The sequence below is a fragment of the Pseudomonas allii genome, from assembly GCF_055380095.1.
Genome location: NZ_AP039450.1, coordinates 2,349,918 through 2,366,780 on the forward strand (window position 1 = coordinate 2,349,918; position 16,863 = coordinate 2,366,780).

Here is a 16,863-nt window from a genome sequence, read left to right on the forward strand (position 1 = left end):
TATGGTCGACACGTATGTACATTTTTGTTGCGGCCTCCGAAGGTCATCGCTAAGATCGCCTTCACCCCTAGAGGAGGACGCCTGATGAATGCTCATGTGCACGATCGGAAAAAAGCCTGTGCCTACCTGCTTGGCCTTGTGCTGGGGGCCAGCGCCGCACTGTCCCATGCGCAGGAAAAACCACCGGTGCGCATCGGTTGGGTGAACTGGTCCGACACTGAAATCACCGTCAAGCTCGCCAGTACGGCCTTGCAGGAGCACCTCAAGCAACCGGTCAAGTTGGTGATGGCCGACATCGGCATCCAGTTCCAGGCCCTGGCCAACGGCAACATTGACCTGATCCCGATGGTCTGGCTGCCCAGCACCCACAAGGCGTTCTACGACAAATACAAGGACCGCCTCGAAGACCTCGGCGTGCTGTATGAAGGGCGGATCGGCATGGCCGTGCCTACGTCGGTGCCGGTGGCTGAAGTGGCCAGTGTGGAAGATCTGAACAAGCCGGGTATCCGCGAGAAATTCGACGGCAAGATCTTCACCTCCGAAGTCGGTAACGGCCAGTACAAGCTCACCGTCAAGGCGATCGAGGACTACCAGTTGGTGGGGTACAAACTGGTGGGCTCATCGGAGAGCGGCATGCTCAACGAACTGGACCGCAACCTCAAGCGCGACAAGTGGTCACTGGTCAACGCCTGGAGCCCGCACTGGATGTTCTCCAAATGGTCGCTGCGCTACCTGGACGACCCGAAGCGGATTTTCGGCGGCGCCGAGCAGATCCACGCCATGGCCCGCAAAGGCTTCAGCCAGGAGCATCCGGAGGTGGCGTACTTCTTTGCGCATTTCTCCATCCCCCAGGCGGACTTGGAAGCGCTGATGATGCAGGCAAGGGAGAGCACGGCGGACAAGGCGGTGGCAGCGTATTACGCGGCGAATAGGGCGCGGTTCGAGGGGATGTTCAAGTTGTAGTGAGCGGGCTCATTGTGGCGAGCGGGCTTGCTGTGGTGAGCGGGCTCACCACAGCGTCAGGCGTATGAACTGCCATGGGCTGCTCTCAACAAATCGCGCACGGCATCGGTGCGCAACAGCAAGGTCATCTGCGCCTCGTCAATCACGATTTCCGCGATGATCAACGCGCAGATCAGCGGGGCGGTCACGAACCAGTGGCACCAGCATTGGGTTGCCAGCGAAAAGGCTACGCCGATGATCCACAGCGCCAATACCCATTTGGGCGCGCGCTGTTGCAACGGCACCCAGTAACGCTGCAGCCGTTTCAGCCGGGCAGTATGCAGTTTCAACGACTCTTCAAGGGGTGATAAGGACGAATTCATTTCTCACGCTCGCTGAGCTATCCGGGCGTGGCTGGGAAAGGGGTTGCCCAGCCACGACAAGTTGACGCTTTCAACTTCGATCCAGTGCCCGTTTTCAGGCTGTGCCAAGCAGTTTTTGAACGCAACGCACGTACCCTTGGCGTCCAATAGGACAAAGCATCGATAGCACCGGGTTGTTCTGAACATCATGGAAAAGATGCGCATGGTGGGGCCTGGTTTACTCAAAGATTCCAACTGAGTTCAAACAGCGTTCCGCCGTTTTCCATTTTCCGGCACGTCACCGCGCCGCCGTGGGCGAGGGCAATCGCGCGCACCACCGCCAGGCCCAGGCCGCTGCCACCCTGGGCGCGGGACCGCGAGTTTTCGCCGCGCTGGAAGGCATCGAACAGGTGCATGGCCAGGTCCTCATCGATCCCGGGGCCATCGTCGCGTACCCTGAGGTAGTGCATGCCGTCGCGGGTGCTCAAGTGCACGTTGACGTTGCCGGGCGTGGCGTGTCGACGCACGTTGTCGAGCAGGGCCAGCAGGGCCTGGCGGATTCGGGCGGGGTCGCAGCGCAGGGTGCGGCGTTGCAGGTCCAGTTGCAGGGTAAAACCGGCGGCGACCAGGCTCGGTTCAAACAGCCGCACATCCTCTTCAATGCCGGCGGCCAGGTCGGCGTCTTGCACGTTGAGTTCGAGGTAGCCGCTGTCGCCCAGGCCCACCACCCGCAGGTCCTCGATCATCCGCGCCAGCCCTTCGACCTGGCCGAGCAGGCTGTAGAACTGCGCCGTGTCCGGTTCGAATACACCCTCGGCCAAACCTTGCAGGCGGCCGCGCAGGATGGTCAGCGGCGTGCGCAGTTCATGGGCAATCGCCGCATTCCAGAATGCCTGCTCCTGTGCCATGCGCTTCAAGCGCTGGGCCATGCTGTTGAAGTCATCCACCAGGATCGCCGCTTCACCGATGGACTGGTCACCGGCGACGGCTTGCACGTCGAGGTCGCCATCCGCCAGTTTGCGCAGGTTCTCGGCCACCGAGTTGAGCGGCATCAGGATCCGCCGCGACAGCCGCGTGGCCACGAAGGCACCCACCGCCAGGCTGACGCAGGTGGTCAAGGCCATCCACGCCCACTCGACATTGGCCGGCAGCCAGGCATCGGCCTGCTCGTCCGAGAGCGGCCAGTAGGTCCACAACAGCGCATAGAACACGTAGGAGCCGATCACGGCCAGGGCGATCACGCAGAGCACCACCGCCGACATGGCGGCAATGATCTGGCGGCTCAAGCCATTGAGCTTTTTCACACGCCACTCCCGAACCGGTAGCCCACGCCGCGAATGCTCGCCGGCACGCCTTGCAGCCCCAGGTCTTCGATCTTGCGGCGCAACTTGCTGATATGGCTGTCGACCGTGCGTTCCAGGCTGTCGCTTTCCGGGGAGCACAGCGCCAACAATTCCGCGCGGCTGAACACGCGCTTGGGTGCCCGGGCCAATTGGGCGAGCAGTTTGAATTCGGTGACAGTCAGCAGCAGCGGCAACACCTTGCCCTCGATATTCAGCGTGACCTGATGGCTTTCGATATCGATTTCAAACCCGTCCACCCGCAACACATTGGCGCCGGCGGCATATGTGTAGTCGATGGAACGTCGCAGCACGGCCTGGGTACGCGCCACCACCTCGGCCGGGTTGAACGGCTTGACGATATAGTCGTCGGCACCGATGCGCAGCCCCATCAGCTTGTCCATGTCCTGGTCCTGGGCAGTCAGCATGATCACCGGCGTATTGCCGCGATGGCGCACTTCGGCCAGGACCTTCCAGCCATCCACATGCGGCATCAGCACGTCCAGCAGCATCAGGTCCGGCTTGAGGGTCTGGTGCAGTTCGAGGGCGCGCCGGCCGTCGAGGGCGTGGGCGGTACGAAAGCCACTGCGCTTGAGATAGGCGATCAGGATGTCGGCGATCTCGGGCTCGTCTTCGGCGATCAGGATCAGCGCCTGGGTGTCTCGGACGCTGTTCGGACGGGGCGTCGATGCAACGGGGAAATCGTTCATAGTCTGCTCGGTGAATAAGCCTTGTAGTGTTTGCCGCTCCCTGGCCACGCGTTCAAGTGTTGATCATAGCTTCTGGGTGAGGGCGCCCAACATCTGGTTGGCGGTGGAAATCACTTTGGAGTTCATCTCATAGGCCCGTTGCGTGGTGATCATGTTGACCATCTCTTCAACGGTGCTCACGTTGGAGGTCTCCAGGGACCGTTGCAGGGTGGTGCCGAAACCATTGAGCCCCGGCGTACCGACCTGTGGCGCGCCGCTGGAGGCGGTCTCCAGGAACAGGTTGTTGCCGATTGCCTGCAAGCCCGCAGGGTTGATGAAGTCGGCGGTCTGCAGGTTGCCGATCACTTGCGCAGCGGGGTTGCCGGCCACGGTGATCGACACTGTGCCATCCTGGCCCACGGTGAAGGTCTTGGCGTTGTCCGGCACCACGAGGGCCGGTTCCAGCGCAAAGCCACTGGCCGTCACCACCTGGCCATTGGCATTCAGGTGAAAGGTGCCGTCGCGGGTATAGCCGGTGGTGCCGTCCGGCTGCAGCACCTGGAAAAAACCGCGCCCGTTCACCGCCAGGTCCAGCGGTTGGCCGGTGGTCTGCAGGCTGCCGGCGCTGAAGTTTTTCTGGGTGCCGACGATCTGCACGCCAGTGCCCAGTTGCAACCCCGACGGCAACGCACTGTTCTGTGTCGACTGCGCGCCCGGCTGGCGCTTGATCTGGTAGAGCAAGTCCTGGAACTCGGCGCGATCACGTTTGAACCCGGTGGTCGAGACGTTCGCCAGGTTGTTGGAAATCGTCGTCAGCTGCGTGTCCTGGGCCGACAAGCCGGTTTTTGCGACGTACAGGGCTGGAATCATGCCGTTCTCCGTGTAAACCCGGTCGACCGGGCACTCTGATGAAACCTATTGTGCGCAACGAACGTGCGCATTCAGGGGAGGTTTTGTGGAGGAATGATGGAGAGCGGCATTTTTTGTTGGCCCTGATCACTTCAATCCGGGGTCGATCAGGCCGGCGACGCCACGTCCGATGACTTCCGGGTAGCTGTGTTCGGCATCCAGGTTGGTCAGCACCACCACCGTCAACCGGTCGTCGAGGTAGCGCGAGATGGACGAGGTAAAGCCTTGCCAGGAGCCGCCGTGCTCGATCACGGGGTGGCTGTTGACCGTGCGGATTTCCCAGCCGAACCCGTAGCCTTGCGCCCGCTGTTTGCCGGCGTAGGGGTAGGGCGTCCACATCCGTTGCAGCGAGGCTTGTGTCAGCAGGGTTTCATCGTAGAGGGCGCGGTCCCAGCGCTCCAGGTCGCGGACGCTGAAATAGAGCGTGCCGTCGGCCGTGGCATTGAAGGTCGGCGACACCCATTCCTGGTTCCTCAGCTCACCGTCGACCCTTTCGTAGCCCGACGCCCGGTTGGGCACAATCGCGAGGTCCGAGATGACCCGTGTCGAGCGCATGCCCAGCGGGGTGAAGATACGCTGCTGGAGAAACTCGCCATAAGGTATCCCGCTGACACGCTGGATCAGGATGCCGAGCAGCACGAAATTGGTGTTTTCGTAGGCCCAGTTCTGCCCGGCCTTGAAGTCCAGCGGCAGCTTGGCAATCGCCTTGGCCAGCTGCGCTTCGCTGAAGTCGCGGCGTATATCCAATGGGCCACCGGGCTTTTGCAGCGCTGGCGTATCGTAGGCCGACAAGCCGGACGTGTGGGACAACAGATGGGCGACCGTGATCGGCGCCCAACTGGCCGGCGCCTCGGGGAAGTACTGGCGGATGCTGTCGTCCAGGCCGACCTTGCCTTGCTCCACCAGCATCATGACGGCCGTTGCGGTAAAGGATTTACCCACCGAGCCGGACTGCAACACGCTGTCGGCGCTCATGGGCACGTTGAGTTCCACATTCGCCAGGCCATAGCCCTTGGCGAGCACGGCCTGGCCGTTCCGGTAGATACCGAGGGCCAGGCCCGGCAACTGCTGACGGGTTATTTCTGCGTTGACATAGCGGTCGATGGCCGAGCGTTGTTCGTCCGTGAGCGGGGTGGCTATCGCCAGGGGCGCGGACATCAGCAGGACACTCGCCGCAAGGGTTCGGAACATGGGCACCTCTGAAGCGTTTTTGCGGTTTCAGGAGGCGCCAGTGTGCGCGAGGGGGGTGGATGTTTGCGGGAGGTTTGATGGAGGCGGCGTGGAGCCGATGAGGCCAGCACTCACAGAGGTTGGATGAATTTCACATACACCCGCTCAGGGTCGTGATCGTCAAGGTTTTCGATGTGCCCGCTCGGCACGAACCCGGCCTTTGCAAACAGCGCCTGGGCGGCGGTGTTCGACGCATTGGTTGAAGTAAACAGCTTGGGCGTCTTGCACGCTGCTTGTGCCGCCGTCAGCAACCGCAGCGCAACACCTTGGTGCTGATAAACTGGCGACACAACCACCAGCGCCACGAAGCCATGATCGAAAAAATCATGGGTCAGCACCAGGTATCCCACACACCGGCCAGCGCTATTGACGGCGACGAGGCAGTGTTGGCGAACCACCGCATCATGGATGAATACGCGGCGGTGGGTATGGGCCGTGGCGTAAGCATCCAGTTCGATCAGGGCGTGCACGTCGTCGGGCGTGGCCTGGCGGATGTTTATCGAGCGTGTAGGCAAGTGATTACCTCAGCGGAGTGGGTTTAGCCTTTGGTTTGGTCGGTTTTGGTGTGACTAATACTCGATTCAACTCTCCGGCGAGCGCGATCAGCTGCTGTTCCAGCGCTTCGACTTCGCAAAGGCTGATTCCCTCCTTGATGACTTGCAGGGTTTTGGCTTTTCTCGTCAGTGCGGATCCGAGGTTATGCGCGTCTTGGGAAACCAACACTTGGCGCAGTAGGTTGTTGATCACGGTTTGATAACCGGTACCTGCATTTTCCGCTCGCTCGCGGGCGGCTGCAATCACCGCATCATCCAGCATGATAGTGATTCGGGTTTTGCCTTTGTTGCTGGCGACTGCACCGCGCTTGCCGGAGCTGAAGTCGTATTCGTCTTTCATGGTTCAAGCCTCCAAGTACTGGCGCCGTTCATTTTTGGATGCGCGCCTGGCACTGATAATCCGTACAAAATTTGGATCGCGGTAGGTGTAGGCCACTACCAATACGCGTCCCTTTGCGTCCGTACCCATGATTATCCAACGCTCTTCGTCGTGATCATTGTCTTGTATGGTTAGAGCGGTCTCGTCGTAAAACACCGGTTCTGCATCGGCAAGGCTCACTCCCTTGTGCTTTTGCTGATTAGTGATGCTTTTTGCTTTGTCGTATTGAATCCTGAAAGTTCTCATTATGCATATTTTATATGTATATAAAAGCAATTGGACAAAGCGACAGTCAGGGCATTGGTTCAGCGTCTGCGGGTCCCGATTTGGGTACGCACATCCCTACCTATCAGTGAGGGATCGATTTTGAGGAGGGTGCCCGCGTATGTCCGTGCGTAACCGGTGATCCGTTAAGTAGTCAGATTCCGATTCCATAGCCAGATAAGGTCTTATGTCGATATCAGACCAACCCCTGCCGTTTCCAGGCTATTTTCGCGCCGGTCAGCCCGCGTAAGGTGACTCATCATTCAAAAATGATGATCGCCTGACCCTCCAGTCAGCCCTCACGCCGATCACCGAGAACAACAAAAACAATGAATAGCCTCCATTCCAACGACTCGAACGGCCAGTTGGCGCAAGGCTTCAAGCCGCGCCATGTCACCATGCTTTCCATTGCGGGGATTATCGGCGCGGGGTTGTTTGTCGGGTCCGGGCATGCGATTGCGGCGGCGGGGCCGGCAGTGCTGCTGGCCTATCTGTTTTCCGGCCTGCTGGTGGTGCTGGTCATGCGCATGCTGGGGGAGATGGCGGTGGCTAACCCGGACACCGGCTCATTCTCGACCTACGCCGACCAGGCCATCGGCCGCTGGGCCGGCTTTACCATCGGCTGGCTGTACTGGTGGTTCTGGGTGCTGGTGATCCCCATCGAGGCCCTGGCCGCCGGGCATATCCTCAACCAGTGGTTCCCGCAGATCGACGCTTGGCTGTTTGCCTTGTTGTCGATCTTTTTGTTGGTGGTTACCAACCTGTTCAGCGTGTCCAAGTACGGCGAATTCGAGTTCTGGTTTGCCATGGCCAAGGTGATCGCGATCATCGCTTTTATCGGCGTGGGCTTTGCGGTGTTGATGGGCTGGGTGCCGGAGCGTGAGGCCAGTGGGCTCGGCCAGTTGATGCAGGACCATGGCGGGTTTGCGCCCAACGGACTGTCGGCGGTGGTCGGCGCCTTTATCACGATCATGTTCAGTTTTATCGGCACTGAAGCGGTCACCATCGCGGCGGCCGAATCCAGCAACCCGGCGCAGAACATCGCCCGGGCCACGCGCTCGGTGATGTGGCGCATCGGGGTGTTCTACCTGTTGTCGATCTTCGTGGTGATCTCCGTAGTGCCGTGGAATGACCCGTTGCTGGCCTCGGTCGGCTCTTATCAGCGGGCACTTGAACTGATGAATATTCCCCACGCCAAGCTGCTGGTGGACCTGGTGGTGCTGATCGCCGTGGCCAGTTGCATGAACTCTTCGATCTACATTGCCTCGCGCATGCTGTTTTCCCTCGGCAAGCGGGGAGATGCACCCGCGCTGATGAAAAAGACCTCGGCGGCGAGTGTGCCGAGGGCTGCGGTGATTGCCAGCACCATCCTCGGCGCGGGCGTGACCCTGCTCAGCTACTTCATGCCGGCCGGGCTGTTCCAGTTCCTGCTGGCCAGTTCGGGGGCCATCGCCTTGCTGGTGTACCTGGTGATCGCGGTTTCGCAGTTGCGCATGCGCAAGATCCTGCGCCAGCGCCAGGTCACGCTGAGCTTCCAGATGTGGCTGTTTCCCTGGCTGACCTGGCTGGTCATCGCGTTTATCTGCGCGGCCTTGACGGTGATGCTGGTCACGCCCGAACACCGTTTCGAAGTGTCTTCGACCCTCGTCCTGGCCCTGATAATTTCCTTGATCGGCTTGCTCACCGCCCGGCACCCGGAACCCGCGCAAAAACCAGTGGCTGCCGTTTCGCAATCATGAGTGGCCGCCCGGTCAGCAGTATTGTTTTCCTGCTGTTGGATCAGTTCACCCTGATGTCGCTGGCGGCGGCGGTGGAGCCGTTGCGCATGGCCAACCAGTTGTCGGGCCAGGAGCTTTACAAGTGGCACACGGCTAGCCCGGACGGCAACCCGGTGTGGGCCAGTGACGGTGTGCCGATCACGCCCGACGGTTCGATCCTCAGCGCGCCGCCCGCCGACATTGTGATGGTGTGTGGCGGTATCGGCATCCAGGGCACCGTGACCGGCGAACTGGTCAAGTGGCTGCGCAGCCAGGCGCGTTATGCCAAGCGACTGGGGGGCATTTGCACCGGCAGCGTTGTGTTGGCACGGGCCGGCTTGCTCGACGGGTATGAATGCAGCGTGCACTGGGAGTGGTTGGCGGCGATGCAGGAGGCGTTTCCACGGGTGACTGTCAGTTCCAGCCTGTTCAGCCTTGACCGTGATCGGCTCACCAGTTCAGGCGGCACGGCGCCCCTGGACATGATGCTGCACCTGATCGGCCGTGATCACGGGCACGAACTGTCGGCGGCGATCTCGGACATGTTTGTGTACGAGCGCATCCGCAACGAGCAGGATCACCAGCGCGTGCCCCTCAAGCACATGCTCGGCACCCAGCAGCCCAAGCTGCAGGAAGTCGTGGCATTGATGGAGGCCAACCTGGAAGAGCCGATCAACCTGGATGAACTGGCGGCGTATGTCGCGCTGTCGCGTCGCCAGCTTGAGCGGATGTTCCAGAAATACCTGCACTGTTCGCCCTCACGCTACTACCTGCGGCTGCGGCTGATCCGCGCACGGCAGTTGCTCAAGCAGACACCGATTTCAATCGTCGAATTGGCCGTGCTCTGCGGCTTTGTGTCCACGCCGCATTTCTCCAAGTGCTATCGCGAGTACTTCGGCGTACCGCCCAGTGACGAGCGTTCCGTCACGGACAGCGAGCGGTCCATCGTGCTCAAGCCGGCGTTGCACACATTGCCGGCGCCCGCGCCAATGAATGTATTGGAGCAGGCGCGGGGCGAGGCAACGTTTGCCAGTGTGAAAAACCTGAAGCGTTGAACTCAGCGCATGTGCAAGATGATCGGGCTGCTGCTCGCCGGATCGGTATGCCCGCGCAACTTGCTCACCGCCTTCACATCCACCGCACCGCCATTGTTACCCCAGGTGCCGCGTACATAGCTGAGCACCTCGGCGATTTGCGGGTCGGTCAGTTGCTCGCGGAACGCCGGCATGCGATAGGCGTCCGGCACGCCAGCCGTCACCACACGTTGCGAGCCGTTGAGGGTGATGTTGATCGCCGAGGCGCTTTCCTTGGCCAGGGCCGAGGTGGCGCCGGCCAGGGGTGGCATCCATTCGGGCTGGCCCTTGCCGTCAAGGCCGTGGCACGAGGCGCAGCGGGTCGCGTAGGTGTGGGCGCCGGGGGTGTCCGGGTTGGCGGCGACCGCCTGATACTGCCAGGGACTGCCGTCGCGCTGTGGGTCGCCGGGCAGTGACTTGAGGTAGCGGGCGATGGCGGCCAGGTCGTCGTCCTGCATGAACTGCGTGGAGTTGTTGAAGGCTTCGGTCATCGAACCGTAGACCACCGCATGGGCATTGCGCCCGGTCTTGAGGAACTGCACGATCTGCGCCTCGTCCCAGCGGCCCAGCCCGGTGTTGGGGTCCTGGCGCAGGCTGGGTGCATACCAGCCGTCGAGCAGGGCGCCGGCAAGGAACGGCGCACCGGACTCGTCCAGCGCCTTCTCGTTGAAGGCCAGCCCGCGTGGCGTGTGGCAACTGCCGCAGTGGCCGGGGCCTTGGACGATGTAGGCGCCGCGGTTCCACAGCGCGTCCTGGTTGGGGTTGGCTGCGTATGGCGCGGTCGGTGCGAACACGCCGTTCCACAGGGCGATGGGCCAGCGCAGGTTGAGCGGCCACGGAATATCACTGGGGATATTCGGCTGGTTGGCCGGTTGCACGCCCTGCATGAAGAACGCGTACAGCGCTTTCATATCGTCGTCGCTGAGCTTGACGTAGGACGGGTAGGGCATCGCCGGGTACAACCGCCGGCCACCCGGCGCTACGCCATGGCGTACCGCACGGTCGAAGTCGGCCAGGCTGTAGGCGCCGATCCCGGTGGTTTTGTCCGGGGTGATGTTGGTGGCATGGATCGCCCCCAACGGCGTGGCCATTTCCAGGCCACCGGCGAACGGCGCCTTGCCCGGCAGACTGTGGCAGGCCACGCAGTCGCTGAGACGCGCGACATATTCGCCACGGCTGACCAGGGCCGGCTCGAAGGTGGCGGTGGCCGGTGCTTGTGCAAACGGTGTGGCGGGCTCACGGGTGACGTACCAGGCCAACAGGCCTGCCGCGACCAGGCAGGGCAGCGCCAGCCAGCCTGCGGTTCTTGCGAATCGACGGTTGTTCATGGGCGTTTCCTGAAAGTCAGCTGAAGGTGTGTCGGCTCAAGGGCAGGCTGCGAACACGCTGGCCGGTCAATTGCGCCACCGCATTCGCCACGGCCGGTGCCACGGCGGGCAACGGCGGCTCGCCGATACCGCCCATCTTTTCGCCACTCTCGACGATCCGCACATGCACCCGTGCCATCTGCGCCGGCGCCAGGATCGGATACAGGTCGTAGTTGCGCGCCCGTGGCTTGCCGTCCACGTACACCGCTTCTTCCAGCAAGGTCTGGGACAAGCCCAGCGCCACCGCGCCATTCACCTGCGCCTCGACAATCGCCGGGTTGACGATGCTGCCTGGGTCAATGGCCTGCCAGATGTCGTGCACCCTGACCTTGCCCTTCTCGATCGACACCTCGGCGATCGCCGCCGTGTGGGAGCCGAACGGCGAGGCCATGGCCACGCCGCGTGCGCGCCGGCTGCCGTCTTCGGCGGTGAAGGGGCCGCGCTTCCAGCCGCCGGCGAGTTCAACCGCGGCTTTCAGCAGGGTGGTCAGCCGTGGGTTGTCGCGCAGCAGGTGCAGGCGCAGTTCATAGGGATCCTGTTTGCCCTTGTCCGCCAGTTCGTCGAGGAACGATTCATAGAAAAAGTCATTCAGCGAATTGCCCACCGAACGCCAATAGCCGAGCATGGGCGCGCCTTTGACGTAGATCTGCGCGATGCGTTTGTTGGGGATGGCGTAGGACTTGCCCGACAATCCTTCGACCGCCGTGGGGTCGATCTTGTCGCCCTGTTTGCCAGCGAGGGCTTCGGTCGGGCCTTCGGTGGCACTCACCGCTTCGATGGCCACCGGCAGGCCTTTGTCATCCAGCGCGGCGCGGAACTTGACCACCGCCACTGGGCGCAATACGTCGCGCAGGAACTCTTCCTCACGGCTCCAGATCAGCTTGATCGGACGGCCCACCGCCGTGGCGAGCGCGATGGCCTGCGGGTAGGGGTTGGCCGACTCATACAGGAAATGCCGGCCGAAAAAGCCGCCGAGCAACGGCGAATGCAGGTTGATTTGCGCAGGGTCCAGGCCGGTGCGCTTGGCAATGTCGGCGCGAAACATGTCCGGTGCCTGGTTGGGCAGCCAGATATCCAGGCTGCCGTCCGTATTGAAGCGTGCCAGGGCGGAGGGCGGCTCCAACTGGCCGTGGTTGAGGTACTGGTTGTGATACGTCGCTTCGACCTGGGTCTTGGCGCCTTTCAGCGCGGCGGCCACGTCGCCTTCGTTTTCGTCATCACGGGCCGGCCCTTGCTGGGCGGCGAGGAACTCGAAGTGCTTGTCGCTGGAGAAGTCCGCCGGCATCACCCGCAGCGTCGAGTCGGCGGCCGCTTCCTGCCAGTCGACCTGGACCGCTTCCACCGCACGCTTGGCGTGCCACCAGCGTTCAGCTACCACCGCCACCGCACCGGGCAGCACGTGCACCGAATGCACGCCCTTCATGCCTTCGACCTGCGCCTGGTTGCGCAGGCTGCCCACGGTCATGCCCAGGCGTGGCGCATGCTGGACGGCGGCGTGGAGCATGTTGTCGACTTTCAGGTCGATGCTGTAGAGCGCCTTGCCCGTGGATTTGTCGTAGGCGTCCAGGCGCTTGACCGGCTTGCCGATCCAGCGGAACTGGCTCGGGTCGCGCAGTGTGATGCTGGCGGGATCGGGCACGGGCATGTCGAGGGCGCTACTGGCCAGTTCGCCGTAGCCCAGCGAGCGGCCCGATGCTGCATGCACCACTTGGCCAGGCTGGGTGGTCAGTTCGCCCACCGGCACGCCCAATTGTTTGGCGCCCGCCTGCAGCAACATGGCGCGGGCGAGGGCGCCGAGGCGGCGCATGGTCGGGTAACTCATGCGTACCGACATGCTGCCGCCGGTGATGCGCATACCGTTCTCCATCACCACATAGGCTTCGCCGGGCGGCGCGGCCTCGACGATGAAAGTGGCGGGGTCGGCATCCAGCTCTTCGCCGACGATCTGCGCCATGGCGGTGTGTGTGCCTTGCCCGCCTTCCATGAAGGGGCTGAGCAGGCGCACCGTGCCGTCCGGGCGAATCTCCAGAAACGCCGGCACCTGGGTGCCGCGTTCAGCGGCAGTGGCGGCTTGCACCCGGCCCGAGCCCAGTGGCAGGCCGAAACCGATGACCAGCGCCCCCACGGCGGTACTCGCCAGAAAGCGGCGGCGTGACAGGTTGACCGGTGCATCGAGCAGTTCGTTGAGGATGTTCATTACGCGCCCTCCTGCTTGGCCAGGGCGTCGACGGCCGCGTGGATGGCGTTGTACGTGCCGCAGCGGCACAGGTTGACCATGGCCGCATCGATCTGCGCCTTGCTCGGTGCGGGGGTGTGCTTGAGCAGCGCCGTCGCCGCCATCACCTGCCCGGACTGGCAGTAGCCACATTGCGCCACCTGTTGTTCGACCCAGGTCGCGACCACACGCTTGCCCACCTCATCGTCTTCAATCGCTTCGATGGTGGTGATTTCCCGCCCGACCACCCCGGCCACCGGCGTGACGCAGGAGCGCACCACATTGCCGTCCACCAGCACCGAACAGGCGCCGCACTGGGCCAGGCCGCAGCCGTACTTGGTGCCGGTCAGGCCCAGGTCATCGCGGATTACCCACAGCAATGGGGTGTCCGCGTCGGCATCGACCTGATAGGCCTTTTGGTTGATTCGTAATTCCATGGCTCACCTGCTGATCATCGGTAGGTGCGGCCTGTTTTAGGTGTGAACGCAGTGGCCGCTTATTGTCGAACTCTAGACCAGAGTGCAAGGGGGCAGATACCCAATGGTCGACAAATCGGAGGATCGGGCAAGCATTCAACAGGATCGGGTGAAAGCGCTGTAGACAAGGCTATACGGCGGTATTGCATCAGGCGTCGAGGTGCTTGCGCTATTGGCGACTTTGCCGCTTGGCAGATGGTTCGTGTTCCAGTGCTATGAACCTCGCCTACGCAGCCACTTGTAGTGAGCGGGCTTGTCGAATCGTCGCAGCAGTCCCATTTTGGGGCCGCTTCGCGACCCAACGGGACCAAGCTCCCTCGCAACAGGTTCAGTGTTCGCCCTTAACTGACTGGCATTTGGGCTTGCCACCGATTCAAGCCTTCGCTCGTGCACACACAATATCGTCGATCAAAATATGGGGCTGCCCGCGACTGCAGCGCTCGATCCGCGCCTCGACCTTGTACACCTCGCGCAGCATCACCTCATTGATCACCTCATGGCTCGGCCCGCTGCCCTGGGCGGTGCCGTCGGCGATGACCAGCACCTGGTCGGCAAAGCGCAACGCCTGGTTCAGGTCATGCAGGGCGATGAACACGATCACCTGGCGCTTGAGTGCCAGGGCCTGCATGAAGTTCAGCACCTGCACCTGGCGATGCATGTCGAGGGCACTGGTGGGCTCGTCCATCAGCAGCACGTCGGGTTCGCGCACCAGGGTCTGGGCGATGGACACCAGCTGTTGCTGGCCGCCACTGAGTTCGCCGAGGTTGCGAAAGGACAATTCGGTGATGCCCAGCGCGGCGAGCATTTCATCGACCAGTGCCAGTTCGTCGTCCTGCACGGCCCAGGCGGGGGACAGCTGCTTGCGTGCCAGCAACACCGATTCGTACACGGTCAACCGCGCACTCGCATTCAGGCCCTGGGGCATGTAGCTGATGGCTTGGGTGCCCTTTGTCGAACCTTGGAGGATCACCTGGCCCGGCCCTTCGATAAGCCCGGCCATGCGCTTGAACAAGGTGGACTTGCCCGCCGCGTTGGGGCCGACTACCGCCACCACCTGGCCGCCGACAAAGTGCGCTGTGGACACGCCGCTGATGATGCTGCGTTGGCCGTAGCTGGCGCCGAGGTCCTGCAACTGAATGCTTACCATGGGTGTTTCTTCCCGCTCAGGATCAGGGAGATGAAGAACGGCACGCCGATCAGCGAGGTGACCACGCCGATCGGGAAAATCGCGCCCGGAATCAGGGTTTTGCTGACCACCGAACTGGCCGACAGGATCAGCGCGCCGGTGAGCAGCGAGGCGGGCAGGAAGAAGCGCTGGTCCTCACCAATAAGCATGCGGGCGATGTGCGGGCCGACCAAACCGATAAAGCCGATGGTGCCGACAAACGCCACCGGGAACGAGGCGAGCAGGCTGACCATGATCAGCGTCTGGAAGCGCAGGCTGCGCACGTTGATGCCGAAGCTGGCGGCCTTGTCGTCGCCCAGGCGCAGGGCGGTCAGGGCCCAGGCGCGCCTGGCGAAGATCGGCAGCGTGATCAGGATCACCAGGCAGATCACGCCGAGCTTGGGCCAGGTGGCCTTGGTCAGGCTGCCCATGGTCCAGAACACCACGGCCGCCACGGCTTGCTCGGTGGCGAAAAACTGCACCAGCGCCAACAGCGCGTTGAAGGTGAACACCAGGGCAATACCCAGCAGCACGATGGTTTCGGCGGTGACGCCACGGCGCAGGCTCAGGAAGTGGATCAGCAGCGCGCAGAGCATCGCCATGATGAACGCGTTGACCGGCACCATGTACTGCGCCGCCAACGGAAACAGCGCCACGCCGAACGCCAGGCCCATGGCCGCGCCAAAGCTGGCGGCGGCGGAAAGCCCCAGGGTGAAGGGGCTGGCCAGCGGGTTGTTGAGGATGGTCTGCATCTGCGCGCCGGCCAGGGACAGCGCGGCGCCCACCGCCACGGCCATCAGGGCGACGGGCAGGCGGATATCCCACATCACCACGCGCACCTGCGGCGCCGCGCTGTCCGGCGACAGCAGCGCGCCGAGCACTTCACTGAGGCTGTAGCGAGCCGGGCCCAGCGCCAGGTCCAGCAGTACGCTGCACAGCAACAGCAAGGCCAGCACGCAAAGGATCAGGCGCTTGCGCACCACTAATCGGCGGTAGGCGGTCATGGTTTGAGGCTCACGAAGTAGCCGGGTGCATAGGGCACGGGCAGGAACCGTTCGTGCAGTTCACGCAGCGTGGCGTCGGGGTCGAGGTCGGCAAACAGCGACGGATGGAACCACTTGGCCAATTGCTGGATCGCCACGAACTGATAGGGGCTGTTGTAGAACTGATGCCAGATGGCATGGAAGGCCTGGTTTTGCTGGGCCTTGATCCCGGCGTAGGCCGGGCGCTGGGTGTACCACGCAAGTTTGTGCCGGGCCTGGCTCATGTCGGCACCGGGGCCGACGCCGACCCAATGACCGCCCGGCGCGAACGCCTCCCAGTTGGCACTGGTGACCACTACCTGGTCCGGGTTGGCCACGATCACCTGCTCGGGGTTCAACTGGCCGAAGGTGCTGGGAATGATGGTCTTGGCGATGTTGTTACCGCCGGCCATTTCGACGAAAAGCCCGAAGTTTTCGTTGCCGAAGCTCAGGCAGCAATCGTCGGTGTAGCCGCCGATACGCTCGATGAACACCGCCGGGCGCTTCGGTTGTTGGGCTGCGATCACATCGGTCACCCGCCTGATCTGCTGCTTGCGAAACGCGATGAACGCCTCGGCCCGGTCTTCCTTGCCGAACAACTGGCCGAACAGGCGCATGGTCGGTTCGGTATTGGCCATGGGTTGGTTGCGAAAATCCACGTACACCACCGGAATGCCCAGGGCGTCGAGTTTCTCGATGTAGCGTGCGTCTTCGGTCGCGTGTTGCGCTTCGATATTGAGGATGATCACATCGGGCCGCAGGGAAATCGCTTGCTCGATATCGAAGGTGCCGTCTTCAAACCCGCCGAAGGTGGGGATGTTGGCAATGCCTGGGAATATGCGCAGGTACGCGTTGTAGGTGTCCGGGTCGGACTGGATCAGGTCCTTGCGCCAGCCGACGATGCGCTCGATGGGATTCTGCGTATCCAGCGCGGCCACCAGGTACAGCTGGCGGCCTTCGCCGAGGATCACCCGCTGCACCGGCAGGTTGACCTTGACCTGGCGCCCGAGCAGATCGGTGACGGTGGTGGGCGCCGCCAACGCAGGCAGCGCGAGTAACCCGGTCAACACCAGTGCCGCCAGGCGGTGGCCGCAACGAACAATCGAAAGCATCAAGTAA

At 62.6% G+C, this 16,863-nt stretch carries 17 protein-coding genes; 3 read left to right on the forward strand and 14 right to left on the reverse strand.

The genetic code is table 11. The annotated features are described in order from the left end of the window. Positions 1–84 precede the first annotated feature (84 nt). Positions 85–963 carry a glycine betaine ABC transporter substrate-binding protein gene (locus ACZ445_RS10820; protein ID WP_179029013.1) on the forward strand — a complete coding sequence of 293 codons (879 nt, stop codon included), beginning with the start codon at positions 85–87 and terminating at the stop codon, positions 961–963. Between the two features lie 56 nt (positions 964–1,019). On the opposite strand, the gene ACZ445_RS10825 is transcribed toward ACZ445_RS10820, so the two are convergent. The 8 genes from ACZ445_RS10825 to ACZ445_RS10860 all read right to left on the reverse strand — a co-directional run bounded on the left by ACZ445_RS10825 (position 1,020) and on the right by ACZ445_RS10860 (position 6,651). Next, positions 1,020–1,325 (reverse strand): hypothetical protein, encoded by a 306-nt coding sequence (locus ACZ445_RS10825; protein ID WP_058427072.1) that lies wholly within the window; start codon positions 1,323–1,325, stop codon positions 1,020–1,022. Between the two features lie 221 nt (positions 1,326–1,546). Next, positions 1,547–2,608 (reverse strand): ATP-binding protein, encoded by a 1,062-nt coding sequence (locus tag ACZ445_RS10830; RefSeq protein WP_058427071.1) that lies wholly within the window; start codon positions 2,606–2,608, stop codon positions 1,547–1,549. Beyond that, positions 2,605–3,354 carry a response regulator gene (locus ACZ445_RS10835; protein ID WP_464708300.1) on the reverse strand — a complete coding sequence of 250 codons (750 nt, stop codon included), beginning with the start codon at positions 3,352–3,354 and terminating at the stop codon, positions 2,605–2,607. The genes ACZ445_RS10830 and ACZ445_RS10835 overlap by 4 nt, the downstream gene beginning before the upstream one ends. A 63-nt stretch (positions 3,355–3,417) precedes the next feature. Further along, positions 3,418–4,203: a flagellar basal-body rod protein FlgG gene (flgG, locus tag ACZ445_RS10840; RefSeq protein ID WP_179029014.1), complete on the reverse strand. Its 786-nt coding sequence runs from the start codon at positions 4,201–4,203 to the stop codon at positions 3,418–3,420. Between the two features lie 126 nt (positions 4,204–4,329). Further along, positions 4,330–5,433, reverse strand: coding sequence for a serine hydrolase domain-containing protein (locus ACZ445_RS10845; RefSeq protein WP_058427068.1), 1,104 nt, complete (start codon positions 5,431–5,433; stop codon positions 4,330–4,332). Between the two features lie 110 nt (positions 5,434–5,543). After that, positions 5,544–5,987 (reverse strand): GNAT family N-acetyltransferase, encoded by a 444-nt coding sequence (locus tag ACZ445_RS10850; RefSeq protein ID WP_058427067.1) that lies wholly within the window; start codon positions 5,985–5,987, stop codon positions 5,544–5,546. Between the two features lie 4 nt (positions 5,988–5,991). Then, positions 5,992–6,366 carry a BrnA antitoxin family protein gene (locus tag ACZ445_RS10855; protein ID WP_058427066.1) on the reverse strand — a complete coding sequence of 125 codons (375 nt, stop codon included), beginning with the start codon at positions 6,364–6,366 and terminating at the stop codon, positions 5,992–5,994. 3 nt (positions 6,367–6,369) lie between these two features. Next, positions 6,370–6,651: a BrnT family toxin gene (locus ACZ445_RS10860; RefSeq protein ID WP_058427065.1), complete on the reverse strand. Its 282-nt coding sequence runs from the start codon at positions 6,649–6,651 to the stop codon at positions 6,370–6,372. A 347-nt stretch (positions 6,652–6,998) separates the two neighbouring features. Between ACZ445_RS10860 and gabP the strand changes: the two genes are divergently transcribed. Next, positions 6,999–8,408 carry a GABA permease gene (gene gabP / locus ACZ445_RS10865; protein WP_058427064.1) on the forward strand — a complete coding sequence of 470 codons (1,410 nt, stop codon included), beginning with the start codon at positions 6,999–7,001 and terminating at the stop codon, positions 8,406–8,408. Next, a complete protein-coding gene (gene gbdR, locus ACZ445_RS10870; protein ID WP_058427063.1) occupies positions 8,405–9,481 on the forward strand; it encodes a choline metabolism transcriptional regulator GbdR in 1,077 nt (358 codons plus the stop codon). The genes gabP and gbdR overlap by 4 nt, the downstream gene beginning before the upstream one ends. A gap of 2 nt (positions 9,482–9,483) precedes the next feature. Here the strand turns inward: gbdR and ACZ445_RS10875 are convergent, their stop codons facing one another. The 6 genes from ACZ445_RS10875 to ACZ445_RS10900 form a co-directional block, all read right to left on the reverse strand. Beyond that, positions 9,484–10,827: a c-type cytochrome gene (locus ACZ445_RS10875; RefSeq protein ID WP_464708301.1), complete on the reverse strand. Its 1,344-nt coding sequence runs from the start codon at positions 10,825–10,827 to the stop codon at positions 9,484–9,486. A gap of 16 nt (positions 10,828–10,843) precedes the next feature. Further along, positions 10,844–13,063, reverse strand: coding sequence for a xanthine dehydrogenase family protein molybdopterin-binding subunit (locus tag ACZ445_RS10880; protein WP_464708302.1), 2,220 nt, complete (start codon positions 13,061–13,063; stop codon positions 10,844–10,846). After that, positions 13,063–13,518: a (2Fe-2S)-binding protein gene (locus tag ACZ445_RS10885; protein WP_058427060.1), complete on the reverse strand. Its 456-nt coding sequence runs from the start codon at positions 13,516–13,518 to the stop codon at positions 13,063–13,065. Before ACZ445_RS10885 ends, ACZ445_RS10880 begins: the two co-directional genes overlap by 1 nt. A gap of 412 nt (positions 13,519–13,930) precedes the next feature. Beyond that, the gene (locus tag ACZ445_RS10890) at positions 13,931–14,704 is read right to left on the reverse strand and encodes an ABC transporter ATP-binding protein (RefSeq protein ID WP_058427059.1); all 774 of its coding nucleotides are present in this window, start codon (positions 14,702–14,704) and stop codon (positions 13,931–13,933) included. Then, on the reverse strand, positions 14,698–15,726 hold the full coding sequence (locus ACZ445_RS10895) for a FecCD family ABC transporter permease (RefSeq protein ID WP_310863556.1): 1,029 nt from the start codon (positions 15,724–15,726) through the stop codon (positions 14,698–14,700). The genes ACZ445_RS10890 and ACZ445_RS10895 overlap by 7 nt, the downstream gene beginning before the upstream one ends. Continuing rightward, entirely contained in the window at positions 15,723–16,856 is a 1,134-nt protein-coding gene (locus ACZ445_RS10900) for an ABC transporter substrate-binding protein (RefSeq protein ID WP_464708304.1), read from the reverse strand. The genes ACZ445_RS10895 and ACZ445_RS10900 overlap by 4 nt, the downstream gene beginning before the upstream one ends. Positions 16,857–16,863 lie beyond the last annotated feature (7 nt).

Bases quoted from the DNA above. Each gene is read 5' to 3' on its own strand.
- ACZ445_RS10820 (WP_179029013.1), top strand. From the start codon at position 85: ATGAATGCTCATGTGCACGATCGGAAAAAAGCCTGTGCCTACCTGCTT.
- ACZ445_RS10825 (WP_058427072.1), bottom strand. From the start codon at position 1,325: ATGAATTCGTCCTTATCACCCCTTGAAGAGTCGTTGAAACTGCATACT.
- ACZ445_RS10835 (WP_464708300.1), bottom strand. From the start codon at position 3,354: ATGAACGATTTCCCCGTTGCATCGACGCCCCGTCCGAACAGCGTCCGA.
- flgG (WP_179029014.1), bottom strand. From the start codon at position 4,203: ATGATTCCAGCCCTGTACGTCGCAAAAACCGGCTTGTCGGCCCAGGAC.
- ACZ445_RS10845 (WP_058427068.1), bottom strand. From the start codon at position 5,433: ATGTTCCGAACCCTTGCGGCGAGTGTCCTGCTGATGTCCGCGCCCCTG.
- ACZ445_RS10855 (WP_058427066.1), bottom strand. From the start codon at position 6,366: ATGAAAGACGAATACGACTTCAGCTCCGGCAAGCGCGGTGCAGTCGCC.
- ACZ445_RS10860 (WP_058427065.1), bottom strand. From the start codon at position 6,651: ATGAGAACTTTCAGGATTCAATACGACAAAGCAAAAAGCATCACTAAT.
- gabP (WP_058427064.1), top strand. From the start codon at position 6,999: ATGAATAGCCTCCATTCCAACGACTCGAACGGCCAGTTGGCGCAAGGC.
- gbdR (WP_058427063.1), top strand. From the start codon at position 8,405: ATGAGTGGCCGCCCGGTCAGCAGTATTGTTTTCCTGCTGTTGGATCAG.
- ACZ445_RS10875 (WP_464708301.1), bottom strand. From the start codon at position 10,827: ATGAACAACCGTCGATTCGCAAGAACCGCAGGCTGGCTGGCGCTGCCC.
- ACZ445_RS10880 (WP_464708302.1), bottom strand. From the start codon at position 13,063: ATGAACATCCTCAACGAACTGCTCGATGCACCGGTCAACCTGTCACGC.
- ACZ445_RS10885 (WP_058427060.1), bottom strand. From the start codon at position 13,518: ATGGAATTACGAATCAACCAAAAGGCCTATCAGGTCGATGCCGACGCG.
- ACZ445_RS10890 (WP_058427059.1), bottom strand. From the start codon at position 14,704: ATGGTAAGCATTCAGTTGCAGGACCTCGGCGCCAGCTACGGCCAACGC.
- ACZ445_RS10895 (WP_310863556.1), bottom strand. From the start codon at position 15,726: ATGACCGCCTACCGCCGATTAGTGGTGCGCAAGCGCCTGATCCTTTGC.
- ACZ445_RS10900 (WP_464708304.1), bottom strand. From the start codon at position 16,856: ATGCTTTCGATTGTTCGTTGCGGCCACCGCCTGGCGGCACTGGTGTTG.